Here is a 14,513-nt window from a genome sequence, read left to right on the forward strand (position 1 = left end):
GCGTGGGTGTTTTCGCTTACTGGACGACAAAGTCGGTGAAATAAACCTGCTCGGCCACATGCTGGCCGAGCGCCTGGTTGTAGGCGCTCACCAGCCGCTCGCGCACGAGGTTTTTCGCGCCCGCCTCCTCAAGGTCGGAGAGGGAAAGGGACGAGAGCACGTTCAGGGTCACGTCCAGCAGTTGCGCGCGACGCTGCTCGAATTGCTGCGCAAGCGTGGGCTCGTTGCCGATCACGACAAATCCCGCCTTCAGGTAACGCGTGCCCATCGTGCCGGAAAGGTTCACCACCACGTTGTCGAAGACATAGGTGGTGCCGGGAATGGCCGCGGCGGGCGCCGCGCCGGCGGCCGGGCGGGCTGACGCCCTGGCCTGGGCGGGCATTTCCGTCGCGAGCGTCGAGCGAAGCTGCGGAATCAGCACAAACCGGCCGACCGCCCACGTCAGCACCGGAGCCAGCGCCACGGCGACCGCCAACGGAATCCAGGCCGGCAGCGCGCGCCGGGAGCGGGGCGCGGCCTCGGTGTTCGGCGTCGCGGGAGTTGTGTCCTCAATTCGTGAAGGCATGGGCTTTAAAAAAGTAGGGCTGGTGACGTGCTCGCCGGGTCTTCACCGCGGTCAGCGTTTCATGTTGACGATTTCCTCCAGCACGGTGTCAGAAACCGTCACGATGCGCGAACTCGCCTGGAAGCTGCGCTGCATGGTGATCATTTTCGCGAACTCTTCCGTGAGGTCCACGTTCGACAACTCGAGCGATTGCGAGTCGATCGTGCCGAGACCGCCCTCGCCGGGCAGCCCCTTGGTGGCGTCGGTCCAGGTGTAAAGCGCGCCCGCGGCCTCGAACCCGGTGAACAGGTTCGCGCCCTCCGCCTCCAGCGCGCTCGGTCGGCGAAGTCCTGGATCGTGCCGAGACCGCCCTCGCCGGGCAGCCCCTTGGTGGCGTCGGTCCAGGTGTAAAGCGCGCCCGCGGCCTCGAACCCGGTGAACAGGTTCGCGCCCTCCGCCTCCAGCGCGCTCGGGTCGGCGAAGTCCTGCAGGCGCACGCGGTTGGTGGTCTTCGAGCTGCCGTCGGCATACGACTCGATCACATTGCCCGACGCATCGATGGCGAAGCTCGTCATCTCGTAGGTCTTCGTGGTGACCGCATCCGTGTAGGCGGAGCCGGCGGTGATGGTCTGCACGTCGCCAGGCGCGCCGGTGTAGGGCGTGCCGTCGAAGTATCCGGTCGGGCGGTCGGCCGGGTCGCCGATCTGGATGTCGCCGGCCACCGTCGGGGGCGTGCCGGTGAGACCCTGCACACGATAGCCGTCCGAGGTCACCAGGAAGCCGTTGTCGTCCTTGCGGAAATCGCCCGCGCGGGTCGCAAAGAGGCTGCCGTCCACGGGATTGCGGACGATGAAAAAGCCGTTGCCCGAAATCGCGAGATCGGTGGGCACGCCGGTGGACTCGATTCCGCCCTGGGTGAAGCGCGCCGCGATCCGGCCCACCGCCACGCCGGTGCCGACCTGCATGGCGGACTGGTTCGACGACGATCCGCTCGACGGCGCGGAGCTCTGCATGGTGTTGCTGAAGGTGTCGGAGAAGGTCGTGGACGAGCCCTTGTAGGCGACGGTGTTGACGTTGGCGATGTTGCTGCCGATGACTTCGAGGCCCTTGGTGAAAGCCTGCAGTCCGCTGATTCCCGAGGTGAGTGTGCCGATGAGTGCCATGGTGTGTTCCTTTTTTTTTGGGTTGGGTTGAATGAAAAGTTATTCGGTTGCCGCCGGCGAGGGCTCGGCGACGCCTGTCACCAGCCCGAAGGCGTAAAGTTTTCCGTCCACCTCGAGGTAAACATTGGACGAGTCCGCCTGGATCGAGTCCACCACGCCGGTGATCGTGCCGTCGCCAGTCGCGACCGTCACCTCCTTGCCGAGGAGGGTGGACGCCGCCTGCAGTTGCACGTCGGCGCGCAGGTATCCCATTTCCTTGACCAGCGCGCTGGTTTGCGAAAGCGCGCTGAACTGCGCCATCTGCGCGATGAACGCCGTGTCGTCCATCGGGCTGAGCGGGTCCTGGTTCTGCAACTGCACGCTCAACAACTCGAGGAAGTCGTCCTGCCCGAGTTCCTTTTTCGTCACCCTTGCCGACCCGGTGGAGTCGGCCGTGGAATTTGCGCTGGTGGGGGCAATGCCGGATATGGTGCTCATGATAATAAATTCGAATATTCCGCCGGTCACGCGGTGGTTGCCAAAAGACGCGTCCTTGTGCGTTCGCCGGTCGTGATTTCCGGGGATGACTCTTTTCTCTTGCGTGAAAACGGACCCGGTTCATCCGGGGCATGGGGCGTCCCGCCCGGCCGCGGCTGCCGCTCCTCGCCGGAGTGGAATCCGGCCTGCTCCTGAAAACCGCCTGTATCCATGTTTCCATTACCCGACGGCCGCGAGGGGACGATCTGCGGCTCCGCCCAAGGCAGGGCCGAATCCGCGGCTCGCGCCCCGTGCTGGCGCCACGCCAGGGCCAGCGACTCCCGCATGGTTTGCGAATCGCTGCGGAACACCGCATGCAACTGCCCGTCGCGCAGCGAAACCTCCACCGAGACAGGGCCGGCATGCTCCAAATCCACTTCCACCGTCACCTTGCCCTGATGGGTTCCCGCCAGGCCGTCGGCGGCCTCGATCACTTTCTCCACGAGCCGGACCGCCTCGACGCCGGACGAAACATTGCCGCCCTGCACGCCGGAGACAGCGGGGCCGGGCAGCGGGACGGAAGCGGTTGCGGAATCAGCGGACATGTGGACAGCGCTTTTCGCAGATTCGATGCCAACCTGCTTCCCATTGCCTCCTAAATGCTTATTATCAACAGGTTCAGGAGTATTATTTTCGGCCGCGTCCGCCCGCCCGCCGGCGCCGCGCAACAAACCGAAATTCCGCCCGGCAAAATATGCCGCCCGGTCGGGCGTGACGGCAACCGTGGCGGACGGTTCGGCCTCCCCGCTGTCCGGTTCGTCCTGCCACACCCCGTCCTCCTCATTATGTATCTGAATATCGGATACGAGATTGGTTTCCGGTTTCGCCACGCCGGCGGGCATGAGGGGGGCGGGCTGCCGCGCCATGCCGGCATCCGGCACGGCAACGCCGTCCGCGCGAATCCCGGCCTGCGCCGCGGGGAAACGTTCCGCCTGCGCGGGCATTTTCGGGTCAGCCGGGATTTCGGAACCGTCCGGAATTTCGGCATGGTCCGGCGGGATTGTCCCGGCGTCCGCGCCGCCGGTCGCCTGACGGAGCGGCGGCGTCCCCGCCGCCGGCTGAGGCGGCAATTCCGTCATCCCGCCGGCATCGGCATTCGTCATGCGCCGCGAAATCCGGTGCACAAATGTTTCTCCGCGCGGGATCACGGAATCCGACGCGATGGCCGGGGCGCCCGCGTCCGGCAAAAGGCGCGCACGCGCATCCCGCCCTTCCGGTCCGGGCGTCATCTTCAGGGAATCGGCCTCCCCTTCCTGCGGGCCATCATCGCCACCGGCGTCGCCGCTGCCGGCGACCAATGTATCCAATCCATGACTACCGGAATCATCCGCCACGGCCCCGGGCATCCACAGGCCGGGCATCATTGGGGCATTTTTTTCCTCCGCGGAAGAATCATCCTCCTCCTTCGCCACGCCATCCGCATCCTCATCACATGGCGCGCCCGCATCCTCGATGGCGGATGTCGCGGCCGGCACTGCCGGCCTGCCGTTTTCCCCGGACGCGACCTGCTCCATCAGTCCCTCGAAATCATCATGGGCGGTTGCGCCCCCGTCGCCGGCGGCTTCAGGATTTCCGGGCGTGACGGGAAGCGCGGGCGGCGCCATTTCGGCGGGCAGGACAGGGATGTTGGCCGACACGGTCATGGTGTGAAAATTTTTCAGGAACTGGTGGCCGGCGCCTTGGCCGGGCTGAGCAGGCGCAAACGCTCCGCGATGGTCGCGATGCGCTTGGCAAGGGCGGGGTCTTTTGCGGCGGCAACGGCCAGCTCCTCGAAGATCGGGCCGGTCACATCCGATTTCATGAACGAAAGCAGCTTCACGATCATCACATCGTCGAGTTCGAGCATGAGCGTCACCGCGGCCTTCGGCGTCAGGTTGCTGTAGGTTTGCGCCAGCGAGCGGAGGTTTTTCACCTCGCCCGCCTGGACTTCCACCAGGCGCCGGTCGATCTCCGCGCGCATGGATTCCAGCTCGGTCCGCAGCGTGCCGAGTTCGCGCTCCTCCGCCGCGAGCCGTTTTTCGCGAAACAGCAGCGCCTCCTCCCGCTTGGCGAGGAGCGCGCGGGCGTCCTTCAATTCGGCGGCGAGGCTGTCGATCTCGACCGTCCAGAAATCCCAGGGTTTCTCCGGTCTCTGCCCCGCCGTCTGCGCGGGAGAGCGCGTGGCGGCGGCCTCGACCGCGAGCGGCGCCGCCTCCAGCCAGAACAACCCCAGCCCGGAAATCACGCCGAGCAGGAGCGCCAGCGATGCAATCAAATATGGCAGTGGGAAACGTTTCATAAGACAAATGCCTCGCGATGCGCGCGCGCCGTTGCGAACTCGTCGAGCGCCGCCTGTTCGAGCCGGTCGCACTCCCGGCGGTAGGCGTCCCGGGCTCGCTGCTGCATGCGCTCGATCAACCGCAGCCGGGTGCGGGTCTCCATCCAGGCCATCTGCGCCCGGCGCCGCGCTTCATTGGCCTGGTCGAGGGCGGCCCGGGCGCGCTTGACCGCCTCATGGCACGCCTGGAAGGCGAGCAAAAACGCGGACTGCTCGCCGCCGCGGAAACGCCGCGCGCGGCTGGCCTCCAGCGTCCGTCCCGACTCCGCGAGGCGCGCTTCGGCGCGCGCCAGGGCTTGCTCCGCCGCCTCTGCCGCGCGCACGGCCGCCGCGAACGCCACGCGCGCCCGCTGCTCCTCCAGCGCCCGGATCGTCAGCACCGACTGCAACGAAAAACGAAACCGCCTCATGCCAGCGCTCCTTTCAATTTCGCGAACGCCTCGTCGCGCGGCGTGCACTCGTCGGTGCGCTGGCGCAGGAACCGGGTCAGCGGCTCCCGCACCGCCACCGCCCGGTCGAGCACCGGGTTCGCGCCCTTCTGGTAGGCGCCCACCGTGATCAAATCCTCGTTGCGCCGGTAAACCGCGAGCAGCTCGCGCGCGACGCCGGCGATCTCCACCTGCTCCGCCGTGCACACGTCGCGGTTGAGGCGGCTCACGCTTTCCAGCACGTCGATCGCCGGATAATGGTTGGCATGGGCCAGCGCGCGGGAAAGCACGAGGTGCCCGTCGAGAATGCCGCGCACCGCGTCGGCCACCGGCTCGTTCATGTCGTCGCCCTCCACCAGCACGGTGTAGAGCGCCGTGATCGTGCCGCGCTCGCCCGCGCCCGCCCGCTCCAGCAGCCGCGGCAGCAGCGCGAACACCGACGGCGTGTAGCCGCGCGTGGCGGGCGGCTCGCCCACCGCCAAGCCGATCTCGCGCTGCGCCATCGCGAAACGCGTCACCGAGTCCATTAGCAGCAGCACCCGCTTGCCCTGCTCGCGATACGCCTCGGCGACCGACGTGGCCAGAAACGCCGCCCGCAGCCGCAACGGCGCCGGCGTGTCCGACGTGGCCACGACCACGACCGAGCGGGCCAAGCCTTCCGGCCCGAGGTCCTTTTCCAAAAATTCGCGCACTTCCCGCCCGCGCTCGCCGACCAGGCCGATCACCACCACGTCCGCCTCCGCGCCGCGCGCGAGCATGCCGAGCAGGGTGGACTTGCCCACGCCGGAGCCCGCAAAAAGCCCCAGGCGCTGCCCGCAGCCGAGCGGGATGAAAGTGTCCAGCGCGCGCACGCCGGTGGGAAGCGGCTCGCGGATTTTTTTGCGCCGCAGCGGATGCGGCGGACGCGCCGCACCGGGCGCGGCTTCGCTCACCGGCACCGGCCCCTGGTCGTCGAAGGGCCGGCCCAGCGCATCCAGCACGCGGCCGAGCAACTGCGGCCCCGCCGTCGGCAGCGCCGGATTATCGCCCGCCGTCACCAGACAGCCAGCGTGCAGCCCGACCGTCTCCCCCAGCGGCATGAGCAGCACGCGCTCGCCGCGAAAACCCACCACCTCCGCCATGCCCCGGTAGTGGTTTCGCTCCGATCTCAAAATGCAGATGTCGCCGAGCCCGACATTCGGCCCCTCCGACTCGATCACGAGGCCGGTAACCGCGACCACGCGCCCGCGGCGGCGCACGGCGGAGGCGCGCCGCACCCGCGCGCGCAATTCATCGACATAGGTTTCCATTGCGGAGGTCATGCGCCGGTCAGTTCGCTTTTCAGCGCCTCCAGTTTCGCGGCCCGCCGTCCGTCCACCACGCCGAAGCGGCTGCGCACCATGCAATCGCCCGGCGAGAGGGTTTCATCCACCGCCAGTTTCAGGCCCGGGTAACGCGTCTGCCATTCCGGCAGCACGCGCTCGAGCAGGGCGGCGTCCCGCGAGCCGACCACCAGCTCCAGATCCTCGGTTTCGGGATGAAGCTGTTCGAGAACTTCCTCGCAGACGCGCTTCACCACCTTGGCCGGCGGCACGAACTCGCCCAACAAACGCTGCCCCACTTCCAGGGCCAGCGGCGGCAGCGCCGAGCGGACTTGGGCCAGCAGGTCGTCGTTCAGGCTCGCGAGCTTGGCAAAGACGCCCGTCTCCAGCGCCCGCACGCGGGCGGCCAGCGCGTCGATCTCCACTTGCGCACGCGCCCTCTCCCGCCGCGCGCCCTCGGCCATTCCCTCCTCCCGCGCCGCAGCCAGCGAGGCCGCGGTCGCATCCGCGCGGGCGGCGGCCGCCGCGCGGCCGACGGACTCCCTCGCGTCCAGCAAGGGACGGTCGAAACGGATGAGACAGGGAGCAGCAGAGGCCATGTTGAAAAAGTTGCGTCAATCGACCATTGCGGAGGCGCCGCCATCGAGGGTGATCGAGCCCTCCTCCTCCAGGTGGCGCACGGTCTGGATAATTTCGTCCTGCGCGGTTTCCACGTCGCGCAACCGCACGGGGCCGAGCATCGCGATTTCCTCGCGCAACGCTTCCGCCGCGCGCTTGGAAATCGATTCGTAGATGCGCGTGCGCAGCGATTCGCTGGCCGACTTCATGGCAATCGCCAGGCTGTTCGCGTCCACCTCGCGCATCACCCGTTGCAGGTCGGCCGGGGTGAGGCGCTTCAGGTCCTCGAAGCCGAACATCTTGTGACGAATGGCCGCGCCCAGCTCGCTGTTGCGCTCCTCCAGCCGCGCCAGCAGCGCCTTCGAGGCGTCCTTGTCGATCGCGTTGAGCAGGTCCGCGACCGCGCGCGGGCCGCCGCTGTGGTGAAAGGCGGGCGCGTTTTTGCGGTCGAAGTGGCGGCCGAGGTTGCGGACGATTTTCACGACGAGGTCGAGCGACGTGCTGTCGATGGTGCCGAGGCGCTCGAGCACCTCCTCGCGCAGTTCCGGGCCGAGCAAGGCGAAGACCTCGCCGGATTTCACCGGGTCGAGATAGGACAGGATGAACGCGATCGTCTGGGGCTGCTCCTGCTTGATCAGGTTGAAAATCTGCCGGCCTTCCATCTCCGCGATGTCCGCCACCACGTCCATCGAGGACATGGCCGGGGTCACGCCCACGCGGTTCAGGATGGCCGAGGCCTTGCTTTCCCCGCGCGCCAACTCAAGCGTGCTTTTGGCATACGGCATGCCGCCCAGGATCGAGGCCAGCCCCTCGCCGATCAGCGGAAGGAATTCCTCCACCGCCAAGGCGCGCACGTCGTCCGAGATGACATTGAACTGTCCCATTTCCCGGCACAGCACCTCGATCTCGCCGTCCTCGAACTGCCTGAACATCTCCGCGGCCGCCTCCGGGCCGATGACGATGAGGAAGACCGCCAGCTTTTGCTGGCGCGAAAGGTTTTTGTAGTCGATTTCAGCCATGGTGATCAGCGCGTCACGCGTTCCGTTTTTCTAGTTTTTCTTCGACGCCATCCATTCCCGCAGGACCGCGCCGACCTGCGCGGGCTTCTGCTTGATCAATTCGTTGAGCATTTCCGGGGTGATTTTCTCGGCCGGCGCGGGCGCCGCCGCCGCCTCGGCCGCCGCCGGGCCGGGCAGCGCCTCCAGCATCACCGGCTCGACCCGCTGCCGCCGCAACAGCCAGACAAAAATCAACAGCACCAGCAGCGCCAGCCCGACCGGGACGTAACGGCTGCCGATATCAAACCAGCGCTGGAGCCCGGCCTCGCCCTCCGCCTCGCCCGCGAGATCGGAAGGCACCGGCGCATTGAAGGGCACTTCCTGCAACGCCACCATGTCATCCACGCTCCGCCCCGCCTCCGGCCTGAGGCCGAGCGCGCGGACCACGATGGCTCGCAACCCGGCCAGCTCCTCCGTGTTTCTCGCCGCGGCGCCGCCCCCGGTGCGCTGCGCCAGAAACACCGCGGCGGTGAGGCCGCGCACCCGCCCGGGGTTGCGCGTGGTGTTGGTGAGCGTGCGGTTGATCTCGTAGGACGTGGTGCGGCTCTTGCGCGTCTGGTCGTTGGACACCACCGGGCGGTCCGCCTCGGCATCCGGCGGGGCGCCCGTGTTCGCGCTCGCGCCGACCACGCCGCCGACGCGCGCCTCCTGCGAATTGGTGACATCCTCGGTGTTGGTCTGCGTGCGCACCACCTGGCTGTCCGGGTCGAAGCGCTCCTCGACGAGCGTGGCCTGGTCCGTGTCGATGTCCGCCGACACGCGCACCACGACGTTGCCCGCGCCCACCACCGATTCGAGCATGGACTGGACCTTGCCCGCGAAATAGCTCTCCACCTCCTGCCGGTATTTGATCTGGCTGGACGCATTGGAAAGCGCCGGGTCGTCCTTCAATTCCGCCGACAGCACGCGGCCTTTCTGGTCCACCACCGCGACTTGGTCGGGCACGAGGCCCTGCACCGCGTTGGCCACGAGGTTGCGGATCGAGTCCACCGCCTCCGCGCCCAGCCGCGGGGCGGACAGCTCCACGAAGACCGACGCCGTGGGCTTGATGCCCTGGTCGGTCAGCAGCAGGCGGTTTTCCGGCTGCACGATCATCACCCGCGCGCGCGCCACGCCCTCGAACTGGGAGATGGTGCGCGAAAGCTCGCCCTGCAGCGCGCGCGTGTAGTTGGTGCGCTGCACGAAGTCGCTCAGGCCGAACTGCCCCTTGTCGAAAATCTCGAAGCCCACGCCCTCGCCGCCCGGGAGCCCCTTGCCCGCCAGCTCCATGCGCATGCGGTGCACGTCGGTCGAAGGCACATACACCGCCGAGCCGCCCGCCGCGATCCGGTGCGGCACGCCCATTTCCTGCAGCGTGCTGATCACCGCCGAGGCGTCCTTCTCCCCCAGCCTGCCGTAGAGCAACTGGTAATCGGGCTTGCGCGCCCAGGCCACCAGCCCGGCGAGCACGGCGACGACCACCAGGGCCGCCAGAATCAGCGACACCCGCTGGTTGATTCCTAGCTGCCGCCACAAGGCGAGCAATGACTGTGCAAATGATTTCATCGGCGGTGCATCAAGTTCGGCGGCCTCAGACGGTCATGCGCATCAGTTCCTGGTAACCTTCCACCGCCTTGTTGCGCACCTCGATCATGAGGCTGAAGGCCAGCGACGCTTCCTGCCGCGCCAGAATGCTCTCATGCAGCGTCGCGCCCTCGCCGAGCAGCACCGAGCGCGTCGCCGCCTCCGCCGTCTGCCGCTTCCCGTCGACCTCGCGAATCAGGCCCTCCAGCACCGCGCCGAAATCCGTCCCCGCGCCGGTGGCCGGCGCGCCCGCCGCGAGCCGGCGCAGGTCGGCGCCGGGGACTTTTTCCGGGCCGATGACATGCGCCAGCGGAATCTGGGAGGAAATGGGTGAGATCGGGCCGAGCAGGGACATGGTTGATTGTATTATATAAATGGATACTTATTAATGGAACAATCCGGCGGCGCCTAGCGCCCGATCTCCAGCGCCTTCAAGGCCATCTGGCGGGAGTTCTTGGCCACGGAGAGATTCGCCTCATAGGCGCGGGATGCCGTGATCAGGTCCACCATTTCGTAGGCGAGGTTGACGTTCGGCATCGTCACCATGCCGCCGGCATCGGCATCCGGGTGCTGCGGGTCGTAGACGCGCTCGCCCGGCGACTTGTCCGCCGCGACCGCGCCAACCCGCACCGTGTGCAACGGGCCCGTGAAGCCGGCCTGCTGGAGCAGCTCCGACTCAAACGACACCGTCTGCCGCTGGTAGGGCTGGCCGTCGGGCCCGCGCGTGGTGTGAGCGTTGGCGATGTTTTGCGCGATGATGTCCAGCCGGGTGCGCTGCGCGCCCAGCGCGCTCGCAGTGGCTTCGATTCCGGGGATGAGGTCCATGGGCGGGGAAAAGGCTAGGAGGTGTTGCGGCCGGTGATCGCGGTCCGCAGGTGTTTGATGTGGCTGCTCACCACGTCCGTGAGAAAATCGTATTCGACCGTGTTGCGGCTCATCTCCAGCAGCTCGTTCTCGATCTCCACCGAGTTGCCGTCCGGGCGCACCGTGCGCGCATGCTGGTCCGCCACCACGGACGCGGCCAGCTCCGACGCCGGCATCGCCATCTTGGCCTGCGTGGTGCGCAGCACCCGCACGAAATCCGGATCGACGTCCACGCGGCGGTATCCCGGCGTCTCGGCGTTGGCGATGTTCGAGGCGATGGCCTCGTGCCGGATCACCGCCATGTCCAACAACCTGCCTGCCATCTGATAGTTCGCTGATTGGAAAATGGGTTCGATCATGGTCCCGCCCTTATAGCAATGACGATGCCAGCGCCTTTAATAATCTCATATAGTATTATATAATAGCTGGATAAAAAACACGCAGAATGGCCGCTTCGGATTTTCTCCCGGGATCAATCTCCGCCCGGCACATTTTGCCGGGCCGCTTGTGCGGAGCCTCTTCATTTACCGGAAAACCGGCCGATAAGCAGAAGCATCCATCGTGATTTCAGCGTCTGATTACCACTTCATCCGTGAACTCGTTTATCGCCACAGCCGCATCGCTCTCGGGCCCGACAAAAAGGAGCTTGTTTCCGCGCGGCTGGGAAAACGCATGCGCGCCAGGCAGCTTCCCTCCATCGGCACCTATTGCCAGTTCCTGAAGACCGCGGAGGGCGCCGAGGAAATTGGCAACCTGATCGACGCCATCTCCACCAACCACACTTTCTTTTTTCGCGAGGAAGCCCATTTCAAGGCGCTGCGGGAGCAGATTCTCCCCGAGCTCGAGGAACGGCGCGTGCAAATGCGGTGGCCGGCGCTGCGCGTGTGGAGCGCCGCCTGCTCCAGCGGCGAGGAGCCCTACTCGATCGCCATCACGCTGGACCAGCACTTCGGCGCCGCGCCGTCGTGGCCGTGGTCCATCCAGGCGACCGACATCTCCCACCGGGTGCTGGAGCAGGCCCGGCAGGGCATCTACCCGGCGCAGGCCGTGGCCCGCATGCCGGTGAACACCGCCAAGTTGTATTTCTCTTCCGGATACGGCCCGCAGGAGGGCAACCACCGCGTGCGTCCCGCGCTCGCTTCGCGTGTGCGTTTCAGCCGGCTCAACCTCCTCGACGGCCCGCTCCCGTTCAACGAGCCCTTCCAGGTCATTTTCTGCCGCAACGTGATGATCTACTTCGACCGCGCCACCCAGGAGGAATTGATCGCGCGGCTGTCACGGATGCTTGTGCCCGGCGGCTGGCTTCTGGTAGGACATTCCGAAAGCCTTTCCACCATCCGTCACACTCTCAAGATGGTCCGTCCCGCCATTTATCGCACCCCGAATCCTTTCTCCCGATGACATCGCGACAAATCCGAGTGCTGGTCGTGGACGATTCCGCCGTGGTGCGGCGTCTCGTCAGCGAAACCCTTTCGCAGGATCCTGAAATCGTCGTGGTGGGAACCGCGATCGACCCTTATGCTGCCCGCGAGAAAATCGTCAGCCTGAAGCCCGACGTGCTCACGCTCGACCTGGAGATGCCGCGCATGGACGGGCTCACCTTTCTCCGCATCCTCATGACCGAGCGCCCGATGCCGGTCGTCATCATGAGCTCGCTCACCCAAAGCGGCTCGCACCAGGCCATCGAGGCCCTGCGCCTGGGCGCGGTGGATGTGCTCGCCAAGCCCGGCGGTCCCTATTCGTTTGGCGACATCGGTCCGCAACTGCTCGCCAAGGTCAAAGCCGCCGCGCAGGCCCGCTTAAAGGCGCTGCTCCCCCCGGGCAGCACGCCCGAGACGCCACGCGCGGCGCCGCCAGTACAAAACCCGATCCCGCCGCCCGCGCCAGTCCGCAAACCCGTCCCTCTCGCGCCCGCCTCCGTCTCCGACCGCCGCCTCATCGTGCTCGGCGCATCCACCGGCGGCACCGAGGCGCTGCGCCATGTCCTCACCCGCCTGCCCGCGGAGCTGCCGCCGGTCGCCATCGTGCAACACATCCCCGCGACATTTTCCCGCGCGTTTGCCGACCGGCTCAACACGCTCTGCCGCCTGACCGTGCGCGAGGCGACGGACGGCGAGCCGCTCGTCCCCGGCCTCGCGCTGGTCGCGCCGGGAAACTACCACATGCTGGTGCATTGGAGCGGAGGGTGCTATCGCGTCAAGGTCACCGACGGGCCGCGCATCTGGCACCAGCGCCCGGCGGTGGATCTGTTGTTCAAATCCGCGGCCGAGGCAGCCGGCAGCCGCGTCGTCGCCGGCGTGCTCACCGGCATGGGCAAGGACGGTGCCGAGGGGCTGCTGCGTCTCCGCCAGGCCGGGGCGGTCACCTTCGCGCAAGACGAGGCGAGCTGCGTCGTGTATGGCATGCCCCGGGCCGCCTGGGAACTGGGCGCGGCCCAGCGGCAGGCCTCGCTGGACGAGATGCCCGAGCTGATCCTGCGTTCGCTCGCCGCCATCGCCTGATGGCCGCCGCATCGTTTTCCGCCATGCCCGGATCACCCTCGCTTGCCGCTCTCTTTCCCCTCCGCGTCGTCGTCGGCGTCGGGGAACTGGCCGTCGCCAACAACCCGCAGGTCACGCTCAGCACCTACGCGCTCGGCTCCTGCGTCGCGGTCGTGATCTACGACCCGATCATCCGCAGCGGCGGGCTTCTTCACCTCATGCTGCCCGACTCGGCCATCGCCCCGGCCAAGGCCGCCCGGCAACCGGCCATGTTTGCCAACACCGGCCTGCCCGCGCTTTTCGATGCGCTGATGGGCATCAAGGTGGACCGCTTCCGTTCCAGGATATTTCTGGCCGGAGGCGCCAGCGTGCTCGACGGTCCCGATACCTTTCGCATCGGCGAACGCAACAGTGAGGCCGTGCAAACCATGCTTGCACGCCGGGGCGCCCGCGTGTCCGGCCACGATCTGGGCGGTGTCACCAACCGCACCATCCACCTCGAACTGTCCACCGGCCTGCTTGCGATCAAGCACCCCGCCCAAACCTTCCACGTCTCGCTCGGGCTTTGAGCGGCGGGGCGGAAGTGGAGGCAAGGCCAGTCCATCCTCAGACGCCGCTCAACTCCATAAGCTGCACTTTATTGCGGCGCATGCCAGAGGGGACGCGGCGCGGCTTTCTGTGGGCGTATTGCCGGACGTGAACTTTCCTTTCCTCCTCCAGGATGAATTGCTCGATATACCGGTCAAAGTACACCCCTTGAATGACATAGCTGGACCATGCGCTGAAATTCTGGCGAATATAATCCTCCCATTGCGCTATCTGCGACCCCGATGGCATCCCGCGCCGCGCGTCACCATTTCCCAAAGAAAGAAACTCCGCGTCCTCCCGGGCCATGAGCGATTGCGCCACGTGGCTGTAAGTCCAGGAAAGCCCATGATAGAAACGGACCTCGTGCTCCGTGCGCGCCCTCGAGAACCGGGACTCAAGCCGGTCCACAATCTCCATCTGCATGGAATTGATGCGTTTCAACGCGGTCTTCCATTTTTCACCAAAACGGCAGAATATGATCGTGGCAAATGTGCGCGCAACCATCTTGGACAATCGGATGTGGGGAAACATGCAATGCCTTCTCAGGAAGATTTTTCTTCCTGCAACCTGACATTCGAGCTCTCGAATGATTTCGTCCAGAACTTCCCTAGTGATAATCATTATAATCTTCTATATTAATCAAATCATTACATGAAAATGATTTGAGTTATATCCTGCCATATGGATGAACGCCTGCCGTGGTGATCGTCTTGCAATAATATAGCATGAAAATGCCTCGTTCGGGGAAGAAAATCCATCATTGGTCGGAAACAATATGACTGCGATTGGAAACGAATTGCTAAAATAAGTCATACGGCACATTCGCGATCTTTTTCCCCTTCCAATCCTGATTTCGGGTTATTTATAAAAAATTTTACCGATATTGCCGCCATCCCCCGCCGGAAAATCCAGCGTATTCATGCAGGCGACGGCCTGCCCTCCCTCTGGAATTGCAGTTTTATCCCATCCTTGCGGTCGAATGGGCACCAGAAATCATGGGCAGCACGACAATAAAATATCCCAGATGATGTCGTGATCTAATCGATCATCCCAAATCTGCCAAACCCTTCAGG

At 65.7% G+C, this 14,513-nt stretch carries 18 protein-coding genes; 3 read left to right on the forward strand and 15 right to left on the reverse strand.

Going from position 1 to position 14,513, the window contains the following annotated elements:
• Positions 1 to 16 precede the first annotated feature (16 nt).
• The 14 genes from OH491_RS11020 to flgB are packed head-to-tail and all read right to left on the reverse strand — an operon-like array spanning position 17 to position 10,695.
• Positions 17 to 565 carry a flagellar basal body-associated FliL family protein gene (locus OH491_RS11020; RefSeq protein ID WP_068771360.1) on the reverse strand — a complete coding sequence of 183 codons (549 nt, stop codon included), beginning with the start codon at positions 563 to 565 and terminating at the stop codon, positions 17 to 19.
• Between the two features lie 51 nt (positions 566 to 616).
• Positions 617 to 709, reverse strand: a complete 93-nt coding sequence (locus OH491_RS28175; RefSeq protein ID WP_425429191.1) for a flagellar basal body rod C-terminal domain-containing protein — start codon at positions 707 to 709, stop codon at positions 617 to 619.
• Positions 706 to 1,707, reverse strand: a complete 1,002-nt coding sequence (locus tag OH491_RS28180) for a flagellar hook-basal body protein (RefSeq protein ID WP_425429192.1) — start codon at positions 1,705 to 1,707, stop codon at positions 706 to 708. The genes OH491_RS28175 and OH491_RS28180 overlap by 4 nt, the downstream gene beginning before the upstream one ends.
• A 39-nt stretch (positions 1,708 to 1,746) precedes the next feature.
• Positions 1,747 to 2,184, reverse strand: a complete 438-nt coding sequence (locus OH491_RS11035) for a flagellar hook capping FlgD N-terminal domain-containing protein (RefSeq protein WP_084442412.1) — start codon at positions 2,182 to 2,184, stop codon at positions 1,747 to 1,749.
• Positions 2,185 to 2,210: 26 nt separating this feature from the next.
• Positions 2,211 to 3,866, reverse strand: coding sequence for a flagellar hook-length control protein FliK (locus OH491_RS11040; protein ID WP_068771358.1), 1,656 nt, complete (start codon positions 3,864 to 3,866; stop codon positions 2,211 to 2,213).
• A gap of 14 nt (positions 3,867 to 3,880) precedes the next feature.
• Positions 3,881 to 4,501: a MotE family protein gene (locus OH491_RS11045; protein ID WP_068771357.1), complete on the reverse strand. Its 621-nt coding sequence runs from the start codon at positions 4,499 to 4,501 to the stop codon at positions 3,881 to 3,883.
• On the reverse strand, positions 4,498 to 4,920 hold the full coding sequence (locus OH491_RS11050; protein WP_342751020.1) for a flagellar FliJ family protein: 423 nt from the start codon (positions 4,918 to 4,920) through the stop codon (positions 4,498 to 4,500). Before OH491_RS11050 ends, OH491_RS11045 begins: the two co-directional genes overlap by 4 nt.
• Positions 4,921 to 4,946: 26 nt before the next feature.
• On the reverse strand, positions 4,947 to 6,257 hold the full coding sequence (locus tag OH491_RS11055; RefSeq protein WP_334319467.1) for a FliI/YscN family ATPase: 1,311 nt from the start codon (positions 6,255 to 6,257) through the stop codon (positions 4,947 to 4,949).
• An 8-nt stretch (positions 6,258 to 6,265) separates the two neighbouring features.
• Positions 6,266 to 6,868 carry a FliH/SctL family protein gene (locus tag OH491_RS11060; RefSeq protein WP_068771354.1) on the reverse strand — a complete coding sequence of 201 codons (603 nt, stop codon included), beginning with the start codon at positions 6,866 to 6,868 and terminating at the stop codon, positions 6,266 to 6,268.
• A gap of 15 nt (positions 6,869 to 6,883) precedes the next feature.
• Positions 6,884 to 7,906 (reverse strand): flagellar motor switch protein FliG, encoded by a 1,023-nt coding sequence (fliG, locus tag OH491_RS11065; protein WP_068771353.1) that lies wholly within the window; start codon positions 7,904 to 7,906, stop codon positions 6,884 to 6,886.
• 30 nt (positions 7,907 to 7,936) lie between these two features.
• Positions 7,937 to 9,490, reverse strand: coding sequence for a flagellar basal-body MS-ring/collar protein FliF (fliF, locus tag OH491_RS11070; protein ID WP_068771352.1), 1,554 nt, complete (start codon positions 9,488 to 9,490; stop codon positions 7,937 to 7,939).
• A gap of 25 nt (positions 9,491 to 9,515) precedes the next feature.
• On the reverse strand, positions 9,516 to 9,863 hold the full coding sequence (gene fliE / locus OH491_RS11075) for a flagellar hook-basal body complex protein FliE (RefSeq protein WP_068771351.1): 348 nt from the start codon (positions 9,861 to 9,863) through the stop codon (positions 9,516 to 9,518).
• A gap of 53 nt (positions 9,864 to 9,916) precedes the next feature.
• A complete protein-coding gene (gene flgC / locus OH491_RS11080) occupies positions 9,917 to 10,333 on the reverse strand; it encodes a flagellar basal body rod protein FlgC (protein ID WP_068771350.1) in 417 nt (138 codons plus the stop codon).
• A 14-nt stretch (positions 10,334 to 10,347) separates the two neighbouring features.
• Positions 10,348 to 10,695, reverse strand: a complete 348-nt coding sequence (gene flgB / locus OH491_RS11085) for a flagellar basal body rod protein FlgB (RefSeq protein WP_342751021.1) — start codon at positions 10,693 to 10,695, stop codon at positions 10,348 to 10,350.
• A gap of 238 nt (positions 10,696 to 10,933) precedes the next feature.
• Here flgB and OH491_RS11090 point away from each other — a divergent pair, with 238 nt between their 5' ends.
• From OH491_RS11090 to OH491_RS11100, 3 genes are read left to right on the forward strand one after another with little or no spacing between them, the layout of a single operon-like run.
• Positions 10,934 to 11,773 (forward strand): protein-glutamate O-methyltransferase, encoded by an 840-nt coding sequence (locus OH491_RS11090; protein ID WP_334319466.1) that lies wholly within the window; start codon positions 10,934 to 10,936, stop codon positions 11,771 to 11,773.
• Positions 11,770 to 12,873 (forward strand): protein-glutamate methylesterase/protein-glutamine glutaminase, encoded by a 1,104-nt coding sequence (locus OH491_RS11095; RefSeq protein ID WP_068771347.1) that lies wholly within the window; start codon positions 11,770 to 11,772, stop codon positions 12,871 to 12,873. The genes OH491_RS11090 and OH491_RS11095 overlap by 4 nt, the downstream gene beginning before the upstream one ends.
• Before the next feature lie 23 nt (positions 12,874 to 12,896).
• Positions 12,897 to 13,421, forward strand: a complete 525-nt coding sequence (locus OH491_RS11100) for a chemotaxis protein CheD (protein ID WP_068771646.1) — start codon at positions 12,897 to 12,899, stop codon at positions 13,419 to 13,421.
• Positions 13,422 to 13,458: 37 nt separating this feature from the next.
• On the opposite strand, the gene OH491_RS11105 is transcribed toward OH491_RS11100, so the two are convergent.
• Positions 13,459 to 13,971 (reverse strand): hypothetical protein, encoded by a 513-nt coding sequence (locus OH491_RS11105; RefSeq protein ID WP_145928916.1) that lies wholly within the window; start codon positions 13,969 to 13,971, stop codon positions 13,459 to 13,461.
• Positions 13,972 to 14,513 lie beyond the last annotated feature (542 nt).

The organism is Termitidicoccus mucosus, assembly GCF_038725785.1.
In the GTDB taxonomy this organism is placed as follows: Bacteria; Verrucomicrobiota; Verrucomicrobiia; order Opitutales; family Opitutaceae; genus Termitidicoccus; species Termitidicoccus mucosus.